The following is a 22,514-nucleotide window of genomic DNA, read 5'->3' as shown; positions in this document are numbered from 1 at the left end:
GTTTGGGTTGCTGTTTTAGGTTATTGTTTTGGGTTGTTGTTTCGGGTAATATTTTACTTAAGTATTCATTCTTCGTCTTCTTCGGCATCGATGTCATCGTAAGGCTCGCTTTCGTAGTTCGAATCCGAATCCGCCGCATCGTCGTCATAGTCCGCATTGTTGTCGTCCGTATCGGAATCGAGGAGGGACTTCTGGGCGGGATCGACCTTTGGAGACTTCGCGGATGAACCTGAGGATGAGGAAGAATCGTTCTCCGCCTCAAGTATCGTAAATCCGACAACGCTGTCGCCGCTGTCGAGTTTCATGATACGCACACCTCTGGTGCCGCGTTTCTGGATTGAGATCTCGGACACCTTGGTCCTCATGACAATACCCGACTTGCTCATCAGAATTACCTCATCGCTGTCGTTAACCGCCTTGGATGAGACGACGGCGCCGCTGACGTCGACCTGTATGTTCTTGACGCCCATGGTCGCACGGCCGTGACCGCGGAACTCGTCGAACTCCGTTCTCTTGCCGAAACCTTTCTCGGTAAGGGTGAAGAGGTGATCCTTCTCGACCACGGTCAGGTCCTGAAGGACATCCTCATAGCGAAGCTTGATACCCTTGACGCCGAGCGCATTCCTGTGCCTGAGCGGAACCGTCTTTAAGTCGAATCTCAGACTCTGTCCGAAACGTGTTGTGATGACAATCTCGCCGTTATCGTCTATCTCCTTGACGTCGACGAGCTTGTCGCCTTCGCGGAGGACAATTGCATTGAGACCCGTCTGGCGGACTCTCGAGAACTCTTCCTCGGGTATCTTCACAATCATACCCTGACGGGTTGCGAAGAGGAGGAACTTGCTGTGATCGAACTTGGATATCGGAATAACCGCGGTAATCTTCTCGTTATTGAGGTTGAGCAGGTTGACGATTGCCTTGCCCTTGCTCTGCCGCGTCGCCTCGGGTATGTCGTAGACCTTGAGCCAGTAGACCCTGCCTTCGCAGGTAAAGCAGAGCAGATAATCGTGCGTGGAGGCGACAAAGATATTCTTGACGAAATCCTCGTCCTTTGTCGTCATGCCGACAATGCCGCGTCCGCCGCGGTGCTGACCCTTGTATGTGTCCAGCGGCATCGACTTGATGTAGTTGTCGGAGGTCAGGGAGACTAGGACCTGCTTGTTCTCGATAAGGTCTTCCTTCTCGAAGTCGTCGACGTCGGCAACAATCTTTGTCCTTCTCTCGTTGCCGTATTTCTCGCCGATTTCTGCGGTCTCGCGCTTAATCTCCGCGAAAATGTGGGCGTCGTCCGAGATGATGAGCTTTAACCTCTCAATCTCCCTTGCAATCTCGTTCTTCTCGTCGACGATCTTCTGCGTCTCCAGAGCCGCGAGACGGCGCAGCTGCATCTTGAGGATCGCGTCCGCCTGCGCCTCGTCGAGGCTGAAGTTCGCGATGAGCTTCTGTGCGGCTTCCTCGGTGGTCTTTGAGGATTTGATTGTCGCAATGACCTCGTCGATGTTGTCCAGCGCAATCAGCAGACCGTTCAATATGTGAAGTCTTTCCTCGGCTTTCTTCAGGTCGAAGACCGTCCTTCTGTAGACGACATCCTTCCTGTGCTTGAGGAATTCGCCGATTATGTCCTTCAGATTCAGGTATCTTGGCTGGTTGTTGACGATTGCAAGGTTGATGACGCCGAAAGTGGTCTCAAGCGGCGTATGCTTATACAGCTGGTTTAAGACAACGAGGGGCACGGTGCCCTTCTTCAGCTCGACAACGACACGTATGCCGTCCTTATCGGACTCATCCCTGAGGTCGGATATGCCGTCTATCTTCTTGTCCTTGACAAGCTCGGCAATCTGCTCGATCATGCGTGCCTTGTTGACCTGATACGGAATCTCGGAGATGATGATGCGGGCTTTCTTGCCGTCATCCTCTATCTCGGCAACGCCTCTTACGCGGATTCTGCCGCGACCCTCGGTGAAGGCGTTGACGATACCGCCGCGTCCGAGGATATTGCCGCCGGTCGGGAAATCAGGTCCCGGGAGATGCTCCATGAGTTCGGCGACGGTGATGTCGGGATTGTCTATGGTCGCATTGATGGCATTGCAGACCTCGCGGAGGTTGTGCGGCGGCATCTTGGTCGCCATACCCACGGCAATACCTTCCGAGCCGTTTACGAGGATATTGGGTATCTTTGACGGCAGAACCAGAGGTTCTTTGAGGGATTCATCGAAGTTGGGTCCGAAATCGACTGTTTCCTTGTCGATATCGGCAAGCATCTCCTCGGCGACCGCATCGAGTCTTGCCTCGGTATAACGCATTGCCGCAGCGGAATCGCCGTCTATCGAACCGAAGTTACCCTGACCTTCGACGAGGGTGTGACGGTACGAGAAGGGCTGAGCCATCTTTACGAGCGCATCGTAGATGGACGAATCGCCGTGCGGGTGATACTTACCCATTACGTCACCGACGATACGGGCACACTTCTTGTACGGCTTGTCGTGGGTATTGCCCATCTCGCCCATTGCATAGAGAATGCGCCTGTGAACCGGCTTCAATCCGTCTCTCACATCGGGCAGCGCACGTCCGATGATGACCGACATGGCGTAGTTGATGTACGAGATCTTCATCTCGTCCTCGATATTTACGTTGATAATCCTCTTTTCACCGAATGTGAACTGCTCAGATGTCAAGGTTGGTCACCTCCTTTCCGTGACGGTAAATGAATTCACGGCGCGAATCGACGTCGTCGCCCATGAGTTTTGAGAATATCTCATCGGCATAACTTGCGTCGATGATGTTTACCTGCTTGAGTATTCTGGACTCGGGGTTCATTGTCGTGTGCCAGAGCTGGTCGGCGTTCATCTCACCCAGACCCTTGTATCTCTGGACGGCGACGCCTTTATCGCCGAACTCGTTCTGGAGTCTGCGCATCTCGTCTTCGTTGTATGCGTAGACCTCTTTGTTGCCCTTTGCGACACGGTATAGCGGCGGCTGTGCGATATAGACGAAACCGCTCTCAATGAGCTGGGGCATATAGCGGTAGAAGAATGTCAGAAGCAGAGTGCAGATGTGGGCACCGTCGACATCGGCATCCGCCATCATGATGATATGGTGGTAGCGTGCCTTCGAGATGTCGAAGTTCTCGCCGATTCCGCATCCGATTGCCGATATAAGCGTCTGAATCTCGGCATTCTTGAGTATCTTGTGCTGCGAGGCTTTCTCGACGTTGAGGACCTTGCCGCGCAGCGGCAGGATGGCCTGCGTGAGACGCGAACGTCCCTGTTTTGCGGAACCGCCTGCGGAATCTCCCTCCACGATGTATATTTCGCTCTTTGCGGGGTCGCGTTCCGAGCAGTCGGCAAGTTTTCCGGGCAGTCCGCTTCCTTCTAGGTTGCCCTTCCTTCTTGCAAGTTCCTTTGCCTTTCTTGCCGCTTCTCTGGCTCTCGCCGCCGTCAGTGCCTTCTCGACGATTGCGGCTATGACCTTCGGGTTCTCCTCGAAATACTCCGAGAGCGACTGGTAGACAAGGGAATCGACTATACCCTTGACATTGCTGTTTCCGAGGCGCATCTTGGTCTGACCCTCGAACTGCGGGTTGGCAATCTTGATGCTTATGACGGCATTCAAGCCTTCGCGGACATCCTCGCCTTTGAGCGTTACGTCCGAGTTGCCCTTGAAGAGGTTGTTCTCCTTTCCGAACTTGTTGATGGTTCGCGTGAGAGCGCTCCTGAAGCCTTCGAGATGCGTTCCGCCCTCGCGGGTATTGACGCTGTTGACGAAGGTCATGACGTTCTCGGAGTATGTGAGCGAATACTGGAGAGCGACCTCGGCTTCGACCTTGTTTGCCTCATCCTTGGTGTTGAGGTAAATGACGTCGGGGTGGACGGGTTCTTTGCCGCCCATCAGGTATTTTACGAACTCGCGAATGCCGCCTTCGTAGTGGAAGACGTCGTTGAAGTCGTTTCTCTCGTCGTGTATCTCAATCTTGATGCCTGTGTTGAGGAACGCAAGTTCGCGCATCCTGTAGCTTAAGATGTCGTAGTCGAAGGTGACGGTCTCGAAGATGGTCGCGTCGGGCTTGAAGGTGATGATTGTTCCGCGGTCGAAGCCGTCGCGGGATGCGTTCTTTCGTGCCGTAAGCGGCTTTGTGACGCCGCCTCTGGCAAAGGACATCTCGTAGATGTTGCCGTCGCGGTAGACCTCGGCGGTAAGAGTCTCGGAGAGTGCGTTTACAACGGAGACGCCTACTCCGTGGAGACCGCCCGAGACCTGATAGGTGTTCTTGTCGAACTTGCCGCCGGCGTGGAGCACGGTAAGAACGACTTCGAGAGCGCTCTTTCCGTCCTGGTCCGCCATGGCGTCGACAGGGATGCCTCGTCCGTTGTCCTGCACGCTGCATGAGCCGTCTTTTCTGATTGTGACCTTTATGTGGTTACAGTAACCCGCAAGGGCTTCATCGATTGCATTGTCGACTACCTCGTAGACCAGATGATGCAGTCCGCGTATGTCGGTGCTTCCGATATACATCGCGGGTCTTTCCCTTACGGGTTCGAGACCTTCGAGGATTGTGATGTGGGATGCGTCGTAGTTATTGTCTGCCAATTTCTGTCCCCCGGTTTAATAGTCCGCAGCCTGTCGAATCGTTACTCTCGGTTCGGCATGATGATTCAAAATGTTCAGAGAAAATATTCGAGAAATTTCTTCAGAAATTTTCGCTAAAATCGGCTGTGAGTGTCGGACTAAAATACACATATATTATATGGGATTTAAGCTATTTAATGTAACCGCAAATAATCCGCAAAGCTATATCTAAAATGGAAATTAACTTCAAAAATTCTTTATTCGCGCACATATTCCTGTCACGGTAATGACGGCGAAAAAATGCGCGGAATTATGCGGAAAATGTGCGGAATTGTGCGGAAAATGCGTGGAAAAATGTGCGTAATTATGAGGAAAGTGCCGCGGCACTTTCAGTCGAATCTGCCGACATCGGCATCGCCGATTCCGAGCTGTCCGTCGACGGCGATTACGAGCCGGTTGAGTGTCTTTTTGACGTCTTCGAGGTCTTCGGCATCCATCATGCCTGCCTGATGCCACATTATCTTCTGACGCAGAATGCCGAATATCTCCTCGACCTCGGTGCCCTTGAACGATTTGGGAAGCGTCATCGAGGTCATGTGGTCGGCAAGTCCGCTCCATGCACGGTCGGGGTTTAATCCGAGATGCTTTGATATGAGCATGATATTTGTAATGAATCCTTTTCCGAACTGGCTTGGCATAATAGAAGATGGTCGTCAAAGTTTTTAAAGTTTTAATTACCGGCGGCTGCGGGTGCGCACGGCGGTGTTATCACTTGAATTATACGTGGGTTATTTTTGATGAATTTGCATGATTTTTGTTCAGCTGCGCCTTGTGCCGGACCGCATAATATGCCACATTATCTCTGATCCGACTATTCCTGCGAGATCTTTAAAGACAGTCGGATTGAGCAAAAGTTTTCGGATTATCCTGTATGGCTTGTCCATGTCGCCGTATTCAACGATATCCCTGCGAATATCTTCGGAACCGAGGTACATACAGAGTCTGTCAATCTGCTCATTGCTTATTCTTTTACGCAGATTATACATTGTCATCCCGAATTTCAACACATTTCCGATGTCCTTATTCCAGAGTTTTTCGTATTGTTTCAGGTCGCTGTCCCGGAAAGTGTTCTTTTCGCAGCAGATTGCCGCCGTCTCCGCGGCATGAAACGCCGTTCTTATACCCGTGTATATGCCGCCGCCTGAGGTCGGTTTGGCAAACCCGCCCGCATCGCCGCAGAAGAGCACGCGATTTGCGCAGGTTTTCGGCATGATTCCGAGCGGAATCGTTCCCGTGACCAGATGTGTGCATGATACGGTGGTGCATGATACGGGTGTGCATGATGCGGAGGAGCATGTTGCGGAATTGCATGATTCGTGACCGGATTCCGCATCCGAATGTTTCGCATCGCAATCTTGGCAGACCTTCCACAGAAATGCTTTGAAACGTTCGGGGACGTCCTTTTCTCCGCAGAGTCCGACGCGGCAGAGGTTTTCGGATATCGGGATTACCCAGCCGAAGAAATCGGGTGAGGCATACGGGTGAAGTTCCACGAGACCGGTATCGCGTTTGAGCGCTATATCCGCCTGAATCCCCGAGAGGTAAACCGGCGGACGTTCGAGGTTTAAGAACCGCGAAAAAAGACTTCTGGGACCGTCGGCGGCGATGACAATCCGCGTTTCGAAACTCTCCTCTCCGTCGATTCCCGTCGTCGTTACCGTGCAGAAGTCGCCGGCATTCGACGATGCCGCGGGTCTGAATCCCGTGACCGAGGTCTTCATTTTGATCTCCGCACCGGCATTCGCGGCATTTCCGCCCATCTCGGCGTCGAGTAGGGAGCGGTCGACGATATACGCCTTTGTGACTCCGGCGTCGAACGAGAGCCCGTTTCCGAGACCCGATATGATGCGTGCGCCGGAGACTTTGTTAAGAACGCTCTTTTCGCCGACGCGGCACTGCGCAAACGCATTGTTGCTGAGGAGTCCGGCACACTGCACGGGTCGTCCGAATTCGGCATGCTCCTCGAGCAGGAGGGTTTTAAGACCGCGTTCCGCACAGAATTTCGCGGCGGAACTGCCGACGGGGCCGCCTCCGGCAACAATTACGTCATACATTACTGATAGATTGCATCTCGGAATTTAAATAATTGGCAGAATAACCGGCAGACTTCGGGAAGTAATAACTTGAATAAGAGCCTATGATACTGTAGTATGCCTGTTGAGACAAGAGATAATGAGTATTACAAGTACAAACAGTGCCTTATTATCCGAAACGACGTCAAGATGAGCTGCGGCAAGAAATGCGCACAGCTTGCCCATGCGGCTGTAGGCGCTTACGAACATGCCGATAAGACCGTGAAAAAGCTCTGGTATGCCGAGGGTATGAAGAAGGTCGTGCTTAAGGTGGATTCGCTTCAGGCGCTCTATCTTATAAAGACAAACGCGGATATGGCGGGTTTTTCCACATCACTGATATGCGATGCCGGACATACCGAGGTCGAACCCGGCACCGTGACGGCGCTGGGAATCGGTCCGGCGAAATCCGAGGACCTCGATAAGATAACCGGCAAGCTCCAGCTGCTTTAGACGCGGCATTATCGGATAAAAATACGCCGTGACATCATGGCACCGTGATACATGACACCGTGCATCACGATTGAGACAATGACACATCTTACACAATGAATCTATGACACCGATGAAAAGCCCTTACGGAACGGAACAGCTTCTGGGAATGGAGTATTATCTTACGAAGTCGGCGGGAACAGGCGGAATTCTTAGGAAGACGCCGGAGGATTTCGCGGTCGAAGAAGTCTATTCCGATATCAAGCTCACCGGCGGTCCGCACCTCATCTGCGAGCTCGAGAAGACCAACTGGGAGCTGATGCGTGCCTTAAAGGAGATATCGAAGACGCTCGGAGTGAGTTATCAGCGCATCTCCTTTGCCGGAACCAAGGACAAGCGTGCCGTGACAAAGCAGCTCATCTCAATCTACGGAATAAAAGAGGAAGACCTTGCCCGCGTCATGATAAAGGACATAAATCTGAGAGCGCTCGGCTACGCGAGAACCCAGCTCTCGCTCGGCGACCTCAAGGGAAACAGCTTCGGGATAAATGTGAGCGACTGCACCGGCGATGATCTCGAGGGTGCGCTCGAGGAGTGTATTGCGGCGGCGAAAACAGGTCTTCCGAACTACTACGGCATACAGCGTTTCGGCACCATACGTCCGATATCTCACATTGTCGGCATTGCTCTGCTCAAGGGCGACTTCAAAGATGCCTGCATGAAATACGCGGGCTATCCCTTCGATGACGAGGCTGAAGAGGTAAAGGCGGCAAGGGAGGTCTTTGAGAGAACCGGCGACGCCGCGGATGCACTGGAACTGATGCCGGTTCGGATGCACTACGAGCGTTCCATCCTTCATCATCTCGTGGAGAAGCCCGGCGACTACAAAGGCGCTATCGGGACGATTCCGCCGAAACTGCTCTCGATGTTCGTGAGCGCGGTTCAGTCCTATATCTTCAACAGGGTGCTCTCCATGAGGATAAGGGAGACGGACGGCGACCCTTTTTCGCCGCAGATAGGGGACAGACTCCTCTTTGCCGACGGGCGCGAGGATATCGTGACCGCCGCGAACATCAATGCCGCAAATATACACATAAAACGCGGCAGGTGCCGGACGGCAATCTACATGCCCGGCAGCGAGGACTTCGAGCCTAAGAGCGAAACCGAACGGTATACCGCCGATCTCATGGCGGAATGCGGCGTTACAAAAGAGGCTTATGCCGACGTCTCGAAACTCGTCGGCTCGCGATTTGCGGGGGCTTCCAGAGCAATGTGCCTTACCGCGGATATCGCGGGTGCCGTGAACCGCGACGGCGATGAGAGATCAATCCGGCTTGAGTTCTCGCTTCCGCCGGGGCACTACGCGACGACGGTATGCCGCGAACTCATGAAGACCGACCCGGGATACATGGCGTGAATATCCCGTGCCGGTTTGGTTTTATACTCAGTTTTCCGATGTTGCTTCGGCTGTCTTTGCGGCTTCTTTACCGAGAATATTTCTGCAGTTTTTCGCATACTCTATTGCCTGATAGAGATTGCCTATCTCGTCGACAAGACCCTTCTCAATGGCGTCTTCGCCGCGTATGATTCTTGCATCGTCGATATCTTCGCGTTTGACATTCGGTCTCTGCGCAAGGATGTCGTTTATGAAGTATTCGCCGCCCGCGTCAATATACGACTGAAGATACTTCTTCTCCGCCGCCGTCAGCGCACGGTAATCCGAGCCCGCATCCTTGGATTCCACGGACTTAATCGGTTCGGCGACTACACCTTCGCGTTCGTATGCCCTGCTCTTGTCATAGAACAGCATAATAGTCCCTATTCCCGCGGTAGTCGTATCCGGGTTGGCAAATATCCTGTCCGTATGTGCACTTATGTGGTATGCCGCGGATGTTGCCTGTGCACCCATGGAGGTTATGACCGGCTTTTTGGTCTTTGCGTATTCGACATCGGCGATGATCTCTTCGCCCGCCGCCGAGGTACCGCCCGGACTGTTTATTCTCAGGACAATGGCTTCGATGAGCGGGTCGTCCGCGGCACTTCTTATAAGGGAGCCGATATATTCGCTGTTGGCACCGTTAGGCGAACTGCCGACATTGATCTCGCCCTCGATTCTGATTACCTTGACGCCTCCGGTATTGCCAGGGGAGCAGAGCATTGAAAAGACAATGCACGCGACAAGGGCAATGACGATTCCCGCGGAAAAGTACATTGCCGCCGTTCTCTTTTTGTCCCTCTTCGTATTCTCTATTTTTTTGATCTCGGATTCAAGCCATGACATGATTGCTGCACTTCGGTTTTGTGGGTTATTGTCGTATGATTTATTGTCGATTCTGTTTATTGCCGTTGGGATTTACTGTCGCCGGGATTTACTGTTGTTTCAGTTTTATTGTCGTTTAGGGATTTATTTTGTTGTATTGTTCCATTCTTCCGTTCGGTATTTACGTTCAGTATAATACGTCGTATTCCGTGACCAGATTGGTGCCGCAGAGGTAGTGATTCTTCAGATTCAGCCTGAACATCTCGTCCTCGGAGTCGATGTGCATGCCGCCGACAAGGGACGGGGTATCCGAGCCGCCGACTATGAACGGCAGATGAATGAGCCTTATCTCGTCGACCAACTTCTCCTGAAGCATGTAGTAGTTCAGGGTGGGTCCGCCTTCGACTATGAGCGATTTTATGCCGTAATCGCGGACGAGCAGATCCATGAGTTTTACGATGTCTATTCTGCTCTCGCCGCAGACCACGACATCGGCACCTTTTGCGCGAATGGCATCAACCTTCTCCTTCGGCGCCGCTGCGCTGACCGCAATTATCGTCTTTGCGTCCTTTCCGAGCACATTGGATTCGAGAGGAATATCCGCGTTGCTGTTCGGGATAACTCTTATCGGGCTTTCGCCTTCGACTCCGCGCACGGTCAGGAACGAGTTGTCTATCTTTATGGTGTTGGAGCCGACCATGATGGCATCGTATTCCGCCCTTGTCTTATGGAGGAGTATCTCGGTCGCCTTATCCATGTATTTCATCAGGATCTTGCTGGACGCTCCTTTTTTCAGGGTCAGTTTGCCGTCGGCAGTTATCTCTGACATCATCAGGATATGCGGTTTAATATATTCCTGCGCCATGTCTGTATCTCAATATGAATTTATGATACCGTATTATTTAAGTAGTTGGTCATTCCTTTTGGCAGACGGTTTTCATTTCTTTTTAAACGGGCATCTGCAAAAACAACGATGGCAAAATGACACCGGCAAAACGGCACAGGCAAAATAAGATGGCAATAATGACAATGACAAAATGACAATGACAAAACGACACCGGCAAAATGCCAATGGGAAAATAACGATGAAAAATGACAATGAAGAAAATGACAATAAGTGAAAACTATATGTCTTCGCTTCCAATATTATAATCACATGAATATTACTGCGCTGAGACCAAAGTTCATCGGATGCCTCGAGCCTATAGCCGATATATTCATAAAACTCCGTTTTACGCCGAATATGGTCTCGTGTACGTCCCTCATATTCGGTCTTGCATGTGCGTATCTCTTCTTCTGCCGCGAGTTTGCACTTGGCGCAGTTCTGCTTCTGATATCGGCGATTCTCGATCTCGTGGACGGCACGGTTGCCAGAAAGACGGGGCGTGAGAGCAAGTTCGGAGCCGTCTTCGACTGGATCGTCGACAAATACGTCGACAGCCTTGTGCTTCTCGGCGTCGGCATGTCGGGGATTGCGATTATAAGCTCCTATCTGCCGCTGGCGCCCGGACAGGAGGTCTATGCGGATCTCTTCGTCGTCGCTCTCGCGATCATCGGCTCACTCATGAATACCTTCATCAAGCCCGTTACCTATGCGGAAGTGGGCTTTGAGAAGAGAGAGGACGGCAAGATAGACGATCCGCTGGAGCGTGTCGGCTTCTTCGGAAGACCGGAGACGATTCTCCTCCTCATCCTCGGCGGACTCAGCGGTTTTATCGCACCCGCGGTTATTATCATCGCCGTCTGCACGAATCTCTCGGCATTCCAGAGGATAATCTATCTCTATCTGCATCTGAAGTGACTGAAATAATTTGAAAATATATTTTTAAATTCTATTTTGAAATTAAATCCGAAATTAGAATCCGAAATTCTATTTTGAAATTAAATCCTAAATTATAATCCGAAATTCTATTTTGAAATCCGATATCCGTTTTGACCGAAAAAAGAGTGTATTATCGGGATTATCTGAGATTCTCCGATTCTAAGATTCTCCGATTCTGCGATTACTGATTCTGAGAGTATCTAATCGGTTACTGACTCGCCTTTTAATTTGAATCAGTCCGTTTTGGCGGATTTTTTGCCTGTCCACTCCCTTACTCTCGCGGCATAGAGATTTATGAGGTCTCTTGCAAAGTCGCCGAGGTCCGGGATTATCTTAAAGATTGCCAGCGCAAGCACTATGAGGAAGACAAGTGCGCCGAGCTCGGCAAGGACATTGTGCGCCCAGAAGAAGCTCTCATAGCCGTATTCGCCGTTTGACGCAATCTCGGGGAGGAAATTGAACCACTGCTGCGTGTATGCTTCGACAACGAAGACGTTCCTGAAGAGGTTGAGGATGTAGATTACCGGCACCACAACTAGGAATGAGTATATCTTCTGCTTCAGCGTCGTCGGCAGACAGAACGAGAGACCAAGCATTATCGCAATGCTCTGAATGCCTGTGCAGGCATGGATGATCTCGACGCGGAAGACGCTGTATTGGAGGAGATTCCAGTCAACCATGCTGTAGTGGCAGCCGATTGCCGCGCCAATCCAGGCGACCTGTCCCGCGACGGTTCCTATGAGCCAGTTGCCCAGTTCGGGGATGTATCCGAAGGGGAAGTAGATCAGAAAGGCGATTGCGGCGCCGCGGCTTAAGTATATCGTGAGGTTATTGTCCCTGAGCAGTTCGCTTACCGTGATTATGAGGAAGGGGATGCTCAGCACCGCCATCATCGGATAGAGGAAGTTGTTCTCCTCGTATATGTAGAACGGCAGATCGAGAATGAGCGATAAAACGATGAATATCCAGCCCGCGACGGCGCAGTATTTCTTTTTGTCCTGCGGGATTATCAAAAACGCAATGAAAGCTATTGCCGATAAGAATACTAAACTGTTCAGCATTTTACTTTATATCGTATCTGTTCAATCAGATATATATCATTAGATTCGTATTCATGAGATCCGTTTTCACCGATCCTTTTTCATCAGATCCGTTTTCATTTGATCCGTTTTCACGCGGATTAAATAGATAAGGATTAATCAGTAGGAAAACCAATATATATACCGATGATGTTCTGTCCAGAATGCAAGAGTATGCTTAAGTCTTATGACGGTAAGCTCCGCTGTCCGAAATGCGGTTATGAAAAGGAGTTGGATTCGACCGACAAGTCACACCTTCAGAAGGTCAATCATATTCAGGAGAAAGATATTATCATCGTTGACGGCGACAAAGAGAAAAATGTCACCCTTCCGACCATCGAGATCAAATGTCCTGAATGCGGTTACGAACTTGCGGAATGGTGGCTGCGTCAGCTTCGTTCTGCCGATGAAAGCGAAGTCAGATTTTTCCGCTGCGTAAAATGCGGCAAGACCTGGCGTGAATACGATTAATCCTTTTTGTTTCACTCAAAATCTATCATTTTTCCTTTCTTTTTATTGTGTTATCACTGTGTATTTATCGTGTATTTATCGTGTATTTGTCATGTTTTTGTCGTGTTTTTACGTTTTTGATCGTTTTGAGAGCGTTTTAGATTCTGCCGTTTTATGATATGCATCAACATAATCACGAGCATAAATCACGAACATAAATCACGAACATAAAGCAAGATCATAAAGCATAAACGGAATAGCACGAAAAAAAGCACGAAAAGCTATTGGAAATCCGAAAAAAAAGTTGCTGTTTTGTTATTTTGTGATTGTTTCAAGTCGTTCGGTTTTTTGGTTCGGGTTTTTAGGTTCAGAAGAGTCCCTGACCTTTTACGCGGAATTTGCTCTGGAGCGTTCTTCCGAGTATGCGGTAGGCGGTCTCGAGTTCGTCGAAGGGGTGGAGACCGTTTGCCCTGAGGATCTCTCTGCCGCCGTCCATCTCGTGACCGCCGATGAGAACGGCCATTATTCTCTTCTCGGTCGAGCGCGAGAGCGTCATTATCTGCTCGGCAAAGTGCTCGGAGGAGAGGACGAGGTTGGGGAATCCGATTACTATGCAGATATCCCAGAGATCGTCGTATTTCTCGAGAACGTTCATGGTCTTGGCGAATCTTTCGCCGTCGGCATCGCCTAAGAGATCTATCGGGTTTCCTTTGTTCCAGAACGGCGGCAGGAACTCATCCATCTCTTCCACGACGTTCTTGGGGAGATCTATCATCTCGACGCCGTAGCGTTCGGCGTAGTCGTTGGAAAGGACGGCGAATCCGCCGGCGTTAGTGACGACAACGGCACGCTTGCCCTTCGGATAGTGCTTGGGGTGGGAGAGGTATGCCGCGGCAAGGAAGGCATCGTTGAGGTTGGTGACGCTCAGGACGCCTGCCTCGCGGAATGCCTCCATGTAGACCTCGTAGCTTCCGGCAAGGGAACCCGTGTGCGATGCGGCGGCGGCTCGTCCGCGTGCGGATGAACCCGATTTGATGGCGACGACGGGTTTGACCTTGGCAACCCGCGATACATCCTCGAGGAATTCGACGCCGTGGTTGATCTCCTCGATATACATAATTATGGCTTCGGTGTGCGGGTCGGATTCCGCCCATCTGAGGTAGTCGAGGAAGGTGAGATCGGACTGGTTGCCGACCGAGACCACGGCGGAGAATCCGATATTGTTCGTAAGACTCCAGTCGACGACGGCGTTAACTATGGCGCCGCTCTGGGAGAGGAAGGCGATATTGCCCGGTTTGGGCGAGCGCTGGACATAGGTCGTGTCGTAACCCTTGTGCGGACTGATAAGACCCAGACAGTTCGGACCGACGATTCTGACGCCGTATTTCTTGGCAATCGCGACCGTCTCCTGCTCGAGTCTTCGTCCCGCCTCGTTCATCTCCTTGAATCCCGCGGTGATGATAACCGCGATTCTGACGCCTTTTTTGCCGCACTCTTCCACCATCGCCGGAACCGACTTCGAGGGCACGGTGATTACCGCCATGTCGACGGGTCCCGGGACATTGAGGACGCTCGGATATGCCTTGAATCCGAGAACGGAGTCGCGGTTGGGGTTAATCGGATATTTGTTTCCCGGGAATGTCGCGAGCTTGTGCATTACGGCATATCCCATCTTGCCGGGCGTCTCGGATGCGCCTATGACCGCGATTGCCTGCGGGTCGAATATGCTGATGTCGACCTGCGGAATCTCCGTGTCGTTCTTCTTTTCGTCGTCGCTGAAGATGAATACCGTATCGACGGCAACGCCGCCCTTCTCGTAGAGTCTGAGCGGGTTGATGTCGAACTCGATGAGATCCTCGTTCTCTTCGAAGGCGCGGCAGACGTTGAGGATGGACTTTACGAGAGTCTCTTCGTCCTTGGGTTTCTCCTCTCTGTATCCGGCGATGAGCTTGTAGGACTTTATCTCCCTTACCATGCTGCGGACGTCCTCCTCGTTTACGGGGAGCACTCTCATCGTCACGTCCTTGACAAGCTCGACCATGGTTCCGCCGATACCGAATGTCACAATCTTGCCGAAGGTGGGATCTATCTTGCCGCCGATGATGAGCTCGACGCCCGGTTTTGCCATGCTTTCGACAATTACGCCCTCTATCTCGGCTTGCGGCTTACATGCCTTTACGTTAGTGAGGATCTTTGTATATGCGCTTTTTGCATCTTCGGCTGTTTTGACATTGACTATAACGCCGCCGGCATCGCTTTTGTGGATGATCTGCGGAGATACAATCTTCATAACGACCGGAAAACCGATCTTTTCCGCGGCTTTTGCGGCATCTTCGGGACTGTTGATTATGAAGTATTCAGGTACCGGTACGTCGTATTTCTTCAGAAAGTCGTAACCCTCTGCTTCACTTAGCATCCATCTGACCATTTTTTTCCTCATCTTGTTGAGAAGATCTCCCGTATCCGTGATTTATCGAACGGAATATACGGGATTTCCGTAAGGTTGTGTTTGTCTGGTTTTTACGTTTTGGAGATTTGTGCCGAAGTTTCCTTTGTTTTTCCGCGGATAACCGCAGGTTTCGGTCGGTTATCGCGTATATCCCAAGACTTCGGGGGTATCTGTCTGTTTTCTTTGATATCCTCGTTTTTCTGCGGATTTCAACGGTTTATCTCCGCAATCATACCGTATGTTGCGGGATGAAACTTCAACAAATGACGAATTTTGATTCGTTCTTATTGATTATGAATTAATTGATTCAAATGCATATATAATTTTGTAATTGTTAATCATGATGAATAGGTTAAAGTCCATATTCTCGTGTATTTCATATGACCGCGTCATAATTTCGTTATGCTGCGCAATGCTTCCGAAATATTGTCGAAATATTGTCGAAATATTATCGGAATGTTGTCTGAATGCTTTCAAATATTCTCTGAATGCTGCCGAAATACTGTCGGAATGTTGTTTAAATGTCGGTTAAATGTTGTCCCGATATTTTCAAAATGTTGTCGGTATGCTGACCGCATGTGATTGGGGACGACCCAATCTATTATATATCTTATAAAGCACTTTATAAATATATGAAGGTCAAACCTGAAGAGTCCTTAAAGATAGAGAACATAGTTGCGTCCGCAAAGGTAGCGGATACCCTTGATCTCCAGATGATTAACGAGAAGATAAAGGATGCGGAATACAATAAGAAGCGTTTCCCAGGCGTGGTTCTGAGGATGCAGGACCCCAAGATCGCGGCACTGGTCTTCGGCTCGGGCAAGGTTGTGCTGACCGGCGCCAAGAGCATAGACAGCCTCTCGCAGGGTCTTGAGATTCTGGGCAACAAACTCCGCGAATTAAAGATTGCAATCCCCGACAAGCTCGAATACAAGGTTCAGAACATTGTTACGTCCGCGGATCTCGGTATCCCCATCAATCTCAACAAGATTGCGGTGGGCTTCAACCTCGACAAGATTGAATACGAACCCGAGCAGTTCCCGGGACTTGTATACCGCCTTGAAGACCCGCGTGTTGTCGTTCTCCTCTTCGGTTCCGGAAAGCTGATTATCACCGGCGGCAAAGTGGCACAGGATGCCGAGAAAGCGGTTGTCAAGATATTATCAGATCTATCCAACCTGGGCTTGATCCGTCAATAAATTTATAAAATATATTTTGCTTAATTATTTTTATGATTTGCCGTTAAATTGCGTATTTTTCAATTTTATTTTAGATTTGACAATATAAAACAATAAGTTTTTATATTGTAAATACATATTACCACTTAAATACTGGTGATATTATGAAACTGGAAACCGTGCTGACCTTTACCGATCGGGAGGAAGAACTGGCGTCACTTCTGACCGATGTGGGAATGAAACGAAATGTTGCAAAAGTTCTTGTTTATCTTGCCAATACGGACAAAGCAACGTCCCGCGAGATTGAAAGGGGTACGGATCTCCGCCAGCCCGAAGTAAGCATTGCCATGCGAACTCTGGGAGAGAAGGGCTGGATTGTCAATGTCGAGTCAAAAGCCGAATGCAAGGGAAGACCGGTAAAGATTTACAGCCTTTCGAAGTCAATCGGCGAGATCATAGATATCATCGAGTCCGACAAGAAGACCGAGATTCAGAGCCAGCTTGAACTTATCAAGAATGTCAGGAATATCGTAATTCCGTAATATCAATAAAATAGAAAAAATAGGTCGACCTTTTTTCATCGGCGCAAATTTCTTTTTAGGTTATTTTTAGGTTATTTATTTGGTTATTTATTAGGTTATTTTTTAGGTTATTTTTTAGGTTATTTATCAGGTTATTTTTTAGGTTATTTTTTTAGGTTATTTTTTTAGGTTATTCTTTTTCGGTCGGTCTTTTTGGGTATTTTTTATTTTTTCAGGTTATTTTCGGTTATAATATCTCAATGCCCGATTCGGTTCCGACGACGACGACGGTCTTCTCTTTGAACTCGGTAAAGATGCCGCAGGAGACAACGCCGGGGAGGTTGTTTATTGCCGTCTGAAGGGCTTTCGGGTCGTCGATATCCCCGAATTCGCAGTCTATCTCTATATTGCCGTTATCGGTGATAACGGGACCGTCTTTCTTTGCGCCTTCGCGGGGATTGGGGTTGCCGCCCAGCGCCTTCAGCCTTTCGCAGACAAGGGTCATCGCAAACGGAATTACCTCGACGGGGACGGTTCCGGAGAGTTTCTGTGTGATTTTACTGCCGTCGACGACGACAACGAAGCGTTTCGCACATTCCGCAAGGCATCTCTCGCGGGTCTGAGCCGCACCGCGTCCTTTTATGAGGTTAAAGGCGGGATCAACCTGATCGGCGCCGTCGATTGCGATATCGACATCGGGATATTCATCAAGCGTTGTAAGAGGTATGCCGAGTTTTCTCGCCCGCATTGCCGTCTGAATCGAGGTAGGGATTCCGAGAATGTTTATCTCGCCGCTCTTTATCCTTTCGGCAAGTTTCTCCATTGTGTAAAGAACGGTCGAGCCTGTTCCGAGACCGACTACCATATCGTCGGCAACGAGTCCCGCGGCGTAGTATCCGGCATTTTTCTTGGCATTGACTACTGTATCTGACATAAGATTCTTCTTTATTGATAATCCGTAAAAGCTAATAAATCTTGCAGGACGGCATTCAAAGAAGACACTTAAAAATAAAAAAATAAAAAGAGGATGGTGTTTTTGTGAGATTTTAGGGGTTTCTTTGGTGTTTGTTTTGCATTTGGTGTCTGTCTTATTTCATGTGTCAGTCTTGTTAACTGTGTCAGGTCTTTTTTCATGTGTAGTCTTTATTTGTCTTTTTTTCTTAATTTGTCGTTTTATATCTGGTGACTGTAAATTTCAGGTGATTGTCGTTTAATGCGATTGTCAATTTCAGGTGTCTGATTTGAGGTCTTTATCTGATAATGTATGCGACCGAAACGCTTGCGGTCACGTCGACGTCACTGGACTCGATGGGTGTTGCTCTCATAACAGCCTCGTCCATGCCGCTGCCCGCTACCATGGCTGCGTTCTTGTACATCGCTGTCTCGGCGTAGACCATCGGCGTGTAGCTCGAATCGACGTTGACGTAGTAGACACCGACAATCGAGATACCCATTGCCGAAGCGACCGCGTCGGCATCGGCACGTGCCTGTGCGACTGCCGCCTTAAGTGCCGAATCTCTCATTTCCTGACTCTTCTCGTCGGAGAGAGTGAATCTGACCGAATTGACGTTGTTCGCGCCGTTGCTCGTTGCCGTGTCGATAATCTTTCCCGCAAGCTCGATCTTCGAGGTCTTTATCTGAATCGTGTTTCTTACGTGATAAATTGTCTTATCGCCGCCGAAGATTGAATCCGAGCTTGATTTGTAGGAATACATGGTGTATCCCGTTGTCTTCATCTCACTCTCGGTGATGCCGATTGACTTCAGAGCATTTATGCACTGCGCCATCTTGTCGGCATTTTCTTTCTGGGCTTTCTGACTGTCCGTATTCTCGGTCTCGACCGCTACGGAGATGATTACCGTATCTGGGGATGTGGTGACTTTGCCCGTTCCCGATACCGTGATAACTTTCTCGTTTGGTTCAGCTGCGGAGGCAATACCTACGGTTAATGCCGCTGCGATAAGCATGACCAAAACAACCGGATAGATTCTGGAAATTTGTGCCATATTTTTTGTCACATACAGTAATTGACCTGTGACATATTAACTCTGTCTTTAACTGCGAAAAAAATTGAAGTCATAAAGCCCGAGATTTTCAAAAAAAAGGTTGTATGATTAAGATCGGATTTTGTGATCGGATTTAGGTATCCAGTTTGCGGTCCCGACCGCTCAGATGTTAAGCTCAAGAGTGCCTACGACTCTGAGTTTTCCGGCATCGAGGTGGAAGATTATTGCCCTGTCATTCGGCATGAATATGACTTCTTTATCGACCGAGATGACTATTTCGGGGTTTTTCGGATCGCCGGAGACCGACTCGATTTTGCCGGAGACATACTGCATCCAGTGACCCAGATGGATGACCATGTTCTCGGTTATCGGCGTCTGCCAGTATCTGACGATGTTCAGCTTCGCCGTGAACCTGTCGCTCTGCTTTATCGCGGTGTTGGCGGTGAGGACATAGCCGCGGTCGAGCTCCTCGAAGGTTATGTTTTTGAGTCCCAATCCGACTCTGTCGCCTTTTGCGGCGTCGTTGCAGTCGGTGTCGTGTCTCTGGATTGAGCGCACCTGGGTGGTTTTCGTTGTCGGCAGTGCCTTGAGGTTGTCATGCGTGCGTATTGTGCCGTTTATGACGCAGCCGAGGATTACGGTTCCGATACCGCGGACATTGAAGAAGTGATCGACCGCAACGATTCCGGGGACGTCGTTGACCTCCCGCGGTTTGTTTGCCGCCGCTTCCAGAAGTTTCTCGCGGAGCATGTTGGGGTCGTCTTCGATATACTCGTAGCCTTCAAGGACGGTTCCTTTTATCAGCGGAGCTATCTGGGACTTGTCCAGATAGTTTCTGAGGATGATGTATCCGCCGGTGACTTTTGCGCAGTCCAGCATGACGACGGTCTCGCCGAACTCGGGTGTCACGGCGTCGACGATGACGATTGCGACATCCGCCATCGAGACTGCGTAATAGAGCGGCTGGATACGCTCGGGGTATCTTGTCGGCTCTATGATTGTGACCGTATCCTCGCCTTTTTTCAGGTTATAGAATGTAATGTCCGAGGTTGTTCCCTTTTTTCCGATGTTCTTTGCATAGTCCAAAGAACCGGTAATTGCAACGTTAAGATTCGGCATGTTCCAAGATTATTTGGTGTGTAAATTAATGATAGTTGTCATTGTGTTTATCCGCGACGTGTTTTTCCGCGGCAATTCCCCGCCCGTCCTGCGATCTTCATCTTCGTCTTTATCATTCGTCTTTGCCTTACCCTATCTTCCACGCCGTATCCGTTCGGAGATATTGAGGAGCGATGAGGGGAAGATTATGCCGTAGATGTTGACGGAGGGTATATTTTCGGGATTGGAGAGTTCGGGGATATCGGACTGCAGGATGTTTCTGACGGTCGCGGGCGTCACTATGATGCCCATTTTGCCGAGTATCTTTGCTATGTGATTCGGCGGATGAAGGTCGCGGTTTACCATACAGAAATCCGCTATCGGCGCTCCCGTCCGAATTCCGTCGTAGAACGGCGATTTTGAATAGACGAGTTTTCCGCACGCCGTGCATCGCCAGCGCCTGACATTTACCGTTATGTTTCTCCCGTGTTCCGTGCCTTTGTCACCGTTGTCGTCTCCGCTGCCGTTTACGCTGTCACCGTTGTCGTCTCCGCTGCCGTTTACGCTGTCACCGTTGTCGTCTCCGTCTGAGGCTGCGGCTGCGTCTGCGATTGTGCCGCTTAAGGCGCCGCCGTTTATTATATCCGTGTCAATCCTTGCAAAGACTTTGTGCTTTATGTCATGACTCCTGAGTTCTCCGCCGCAGTAAGGACACCGGTCTGCGGCATCAAAGAGAAAACCGTCCAGATCCGTGATGCCGGATGCCACGATATCCGAGATCATCGGCGGAATTGCCACTTTTTTGGTCACGTCATACCATCTCCGTCAGTAAGTTGAACTTCAAACTATTTAACTTCCACCGATATTTACTATGTTTCGGTCAAACAAACATTGTATTTATTTAGTTGAACATTAAAACATCTTTGTGTTAGAGGCGTAATTATGGAATTTAAATATGTACCGACGGTATGTCCGTTCTGCGGAACGGGCTGTTCGTTCAATCTTGTCATAAAAGAGGGCAGGGTTGTCGGAACGGCACCTTTCCGGCGTTCACCCGTCAGTGAGGGCAAAACCTGTCAGAAAGGTCATTTTGCGTATGAACTTGTAAACAGCCCGGCAAGGCTTACGAAACCGATGATAAAGAAGGGCGACGGACTTGTCGAGGCATCATGGGACGAGGCAATTGCGGCTGTCGCAAAGCTCGGCTCATACAGCGGCGACGACGTATGCGTAGTTGCATCGGCAGGCGCAACGAACGAGGATCTCTTCACGGTCAAAAAGTTCGCGGATGAAGTTTTAAAGACCAAAAACTTCACCACGCCGGCATCGACAGGGATTGATGCATCCGCGGGAACAATCGCGGGACTTGCAAAGGCGGACTGCATTGTGGCAATCGGCAACATAGTCGAGTCACACCCGCTCGTCGCCAGACGCATCGCAAATGCGAAGGATAACGGCGCAAAGGTAATTGTCGTCGACACGTTCAGGAGCCCCACGGCAAAGATGGCGACCGAGTTCGTCAAGGCAGTTCCGGGTTCGGAAGCCGCGGCAATCGCCGAGGCGGGCGCTTTTGTCGAGGGTAAGGCAGTCGCGGTCGTATACGGCATCGGCGTCACCTTTGCCGAGTCGAAGATAGCCGCGGCGGCAAAGGCACTTGCGGAGTCGAAGAATGCGGCATTTTGCGCACTTCCGGCACAGGCAAACGGATGCGGTGCAATCCTCGCAGGCGCAGTAACACCGTTCTGCAATGCCTATTCCGGCAAAGCAAAGGCATTCTTCGTTCTCGGCGAAGACCTGGGACCTTTAAACGCGGAGTTTGCGGTCGTAATCGACTCGTTCCTGACGTCGACGGCGAAGACTGCCGACGTTGTCTTCCCCGCCGCGGTTTTCGCTGAGGTTGACGGAACGGTCATTAACGCGGAACGCAGAATCCAGCTTGTCAGAAAGGCACAGGAGGCTGCCGAAGGCGTAAAGCCCGGCTGGATGATTGTCGCGGAGATTGCCGCAAAACTCGGCGGAAACATTGCTTATGACTCCGCGGAAGCGGTATTTAAGGCGGCTTACCCCGAGCTTTCATACGATGCAATCGCAAAGGATGGTTTCCTTCTTCCCGAGAAGCCGGCATCGGTTGAGATCTGCGACTGTGACGGCTGTAAATGCGACGGAATCGCGACTGTCAGCGACGAGTATCCTTTCGCGCTTACGACCTCGGCTACAATCTGGCACGGATACGGCGGTATTGCCACGCTTTCGGCAAACTGCAGGTCGCTCATGCGCGAAGTTTCCGGCATGTTCGTAAAGATGAACGACGGGGACGCAAAAGAGCTGAATATTATGCCGACCGACTTCGTAAAGGTCTCGACGGCAAACGGCTCAATCGTCGCCTCGGTTCAGATTACCAAGGATATCGACAGAGGAGTTATCTTTGTCCCGACGACCGGCATCGGCGGAGGCTGTATCTTCATCCTTACGAGAGGCGCAAAGGCAATCGCGGCTAAGATAGAGAAGGCGGAGGCGTAAA

The 22,514-nt window shown here is 50.3% G+C and carries 19 protein-coding genes; 7 read left to right on the top strand and 12 right to left on the bottom strand.

Going from position 1 to position 22,514, the window contains the following annotated elements; translation table 11 throughout:
- Positions 1-65: 65 nt before the first annotated feature.
- The 4 genes from gyrA to T502_RS07850 form a co-directional block, all read right to left on the bottom strand.
- Positions 66-2,675: a DNA gyrase subunit A gene (gene gyrA / locus T502_RS07865; RefSeq protein WP_052359259.1), complete on the bottom strand. Its 2,610-nt coding sequence runs from the start codon at positions 2,673-2,675 to the stop codon at positions 66-68.
- Positions 2,665-4,587: a DNA topoisomerase (ATP-hydrolyzing) subunit B gene (gyrB, locus tag T502_RS07860; RefSeq protein ID WP_042706645.1), complete on the bottom strand. Its 1,923-nt coding sequence runs from the start codon at positions 4,585-4,587 to the stop codon at positions 2,665-2,667. Before gyrB ends, gyrA begins: the two co-directional genes overlap by 11 nt.
- Positions 4,588-4,955: 368 nt before the next feature.
- On the bottom strand, positions 4,956-5,225 hold the full coding sequence (locus T502_RS07855; protein ID WP_245597786.1) for a hypothetical protein: 270 nt from the start codon (positions 5,223-5,225) through the stop codon (positions 4,956-4,958).
- 159 nt (positions 5,226-5,384) lie between these two features.
- A complete protein-coding gene (locus T502_RS07850; RefSeq protein WP_052359258.1) occupies positions 5,385-6,680 on the bottom strand; it encodes an NAD(P)/FAD-dependent oxidoreductase in 1,296 nt (431 codons plus the stop codon).
- Positions 6,681-6,776: 96 nt separating this feature from the next.
- Here T502_RS07850 and pth2 point away from each other — a divergent pair, with 96 nt between their 5' ends.
- Together pth2 and truD are read left to right on the top strand one after the other, a co-directional pair.
- Positions 6,777-7,151 carry a peptidyl-tRNA hydrolase Pth2 gene (gene pth2, locus T502_RS07845; protein ID WP_042706643.1) on the top strand — a complete coding sequence of 125 codons (375 nt, stop codon included), beginning with the start codon at positions 6,777-6,779 and terminating at the stop codon, positions 7,149-7,151.
- Between the two features lie 103 nt (positions 7,152-7,254).
- Positions 7,255-8,547 (top strand): tRNA pseudouridine(13) synthase TruD, encoded by a 1,293-nt coding sequence (truD, locus tag T502_RS07840; RefSeq protein WP_042706642.1) that lies wholly within the window; start codon positions 7,255-7,257, stop codon positions 8,545-8,547.
- Positions 8,548-8,574: 27 nt separating this feature from the next.
- Here the strand turns inward: truD and T502_RS07835 are convergent, their stop codons facing one another.
- Positions 8,575-9,411: a S49 family peptidase gene (locus T502_RS07835; RefSeq protein ID WP_084173160.1), complete on the bottom strand. Its 837-nt coding sequence runs from the start codon at positions 9,409-9,411 to the stop codon at positions 8,575-8,577.
- 166 nt (positions 9,412-9,577) lie between these two features.
- Positions 9,578-10,255 (bottom strand): RibD family protein, encoded by a 678-nt coding sequence (locus T502_RS07830; protein WP_042706641.1) that lies wholly within the window; start codon positions 10,253-10,255, stop codon positions 9,578-9,580.
- A gap of 291 nt (positions 10,256-10,546) precedes the next feature.
- Here T502_RS07830 and T502_RS07825 point away from each other — a divergent pair, with 291 nt between their 5' ends.
- The gene (locus T502_RS07825) at positions 10,547-11,191 is read left to right on the top strand and encodes a CDP-alcohol phosphatidyltransferase family protein (protein ID WP_042706640.1); all 645 of its coding nucleotides are present in this window, start codon (positions 10,547-10,549) and stop codon (positions 11,189-11,191) included.
- 254 nt (positions 11,192-11,445) lie between these two features.
- Here the strand turns inward: T502_RS07825 and artA are convergent, their stop codons facing one another.
- A complete protein-coding gene (gene artA, locus T502_RS07820; protein WP_042706639.1) occupies positions 11,446-12,273 on the bottom strand; it encodes an archaeosortase A in 828 nt (275 codons plus the stop codon).
- Positions 12,274-12,438: 165 nt separating this feature from the next.
- Between artA and T502_RS07815 the strand changes: the two genes are divergently transcribed.
- The gene (locus T502_RS07815; protein ID WP_042706638.1) at positions 12,439-12,762 is read left to right on the top strand and encodes a transcription factor S; all 324 of its coding nucleotides are present in this window, start codon (positions 12,439-12,441) and stop codon (positions 12,760-12,762) included.
- Between the two features lie 346 nt (positions 12,763-13,108).
- Here T502_RS07815 and T502_RS07810 read toward each other — a convergent pair whose 3' ends face one another.
- A complete protein-coding gene (locus T502_RS07810; protein WP_042706703.1) occupies positions 13,109-15,169 on the bottom strand; it encodes an acetate--CoA ligase family protein in 2,061 nt (686 codons plus the stop codon).
- Between the two features lie 653 nt (positions 15,170-15,822).
- On the opposite strand from T502_RS07810, the gene T502_RS07805 reads away from it, so the two are divergent.
- Together T502_RS07805 and T502_RS07800 are read left to right on the top strand one after the other, a co-directional pair.
- Positions 15,823-16,389 carry a TATA-box-binding protein gene (locus tag T502_RS07805; protein WP_042706637.1) on the top strand — a complete coding sequence of 189 codons (567 nt, stop codon included), beginning with the start codon at positions 15,823-15,825 and terminating at the stop codon, positions 16,387-16,389.
- A 143-nt stretch (positions 16,390-16,532) separates the two neighbouring features.
- Entirely contained in the window at positions 16,533-16,910 is a 378-nt protein-coding gene (locus T502_RS07800) for a helix-turn-helix domain-containing protein (RefSeq protein WP_042706636.1), read from the top strand.
- A gap of 226 nt (positions 16,911-17,136) precedes the next feature.
- On the opposite strand, the gene rpiA is transcribed toward T502_RS07800, so the two are convergent.
- From rpiA to T502_RS07780, 4 genes are all read right to left on the bottom strand, one after another.
- The gene (gene rpiA / locus T502_RS07795; protein WP_042706635.1) at positions 17,137-17,823 is read right to left on the bottom strand and encodes a ribose-5-phosphate isomerase RpiA; all 687 of its coding nucleotides are present in this window, start codon (positions 17,821-17,823) and stop codon (positions 17,137-17,139) included.
- A gap of 316 nt (positions 17,824-18,139) precedes the next feature.
- On the bottom strand, positions 18,140-18,895 hold the full coding sequence (locus tag T502_RS07790) for an SIMPL domain-containing protein (protein WP_042706634.1): 756 nt from the start codon (positions 18,893-18,895) through the stop codon (positions 18,140-18,142).
- Positions 18,896-19,057: 162 nt separating this feature from the next.
- Positions 19,058-20,014, bottom strand: coding sequence for an EF-Tu/IF-2/RF-3 family GTPase (locus tag T502_RS07785; protein WP_042706633.1), 957 nt, complete (start codon positions 20,012-20,014; stop codon positions 19,058-19,060).
- Between the two features lie 132 nt (positions 20,015-20,146).
- Entirely contained in the window at positions 20,147-20,803 is a 657-nt protein-coding gene (locus T502_RS07780) for a hypothetical protein (protein ID WP_157197503.1), read from the bottom strand.
- 132 nt (positions 20,804-20,935) lie between these two features.
- Here T502_RS07780 and T502_RS07775 point away from each other — a divergent pair, with 132 nt between their 5' ends.
- Positions 20,936-22,513, top strand: coding sequence for a molybdopterin oxidoreductase family protein (locus T502_RS07775; protein WP_042706631.1), 1,578 nt, complete (start codon positions 20,936-20,938; stop codon positions 22,511-22,513).
- Position 22,514: the final 1 nt, after the last annotated feature.

Source organism: Methanomicrobium mobile BP (assembly GCF_000711215.1).
Lineage (GTDB): Archaea > Halobacteriota > Methanomicrobia > Methanomicrobiales > Methanomicrobiaceae > Methanomicrobium > Methanomicrobium mobile.
Note: the sequence above shows the minus strand (reverse complement) of the source record. Positions and strands in the feature narration are given on the sequence as shown.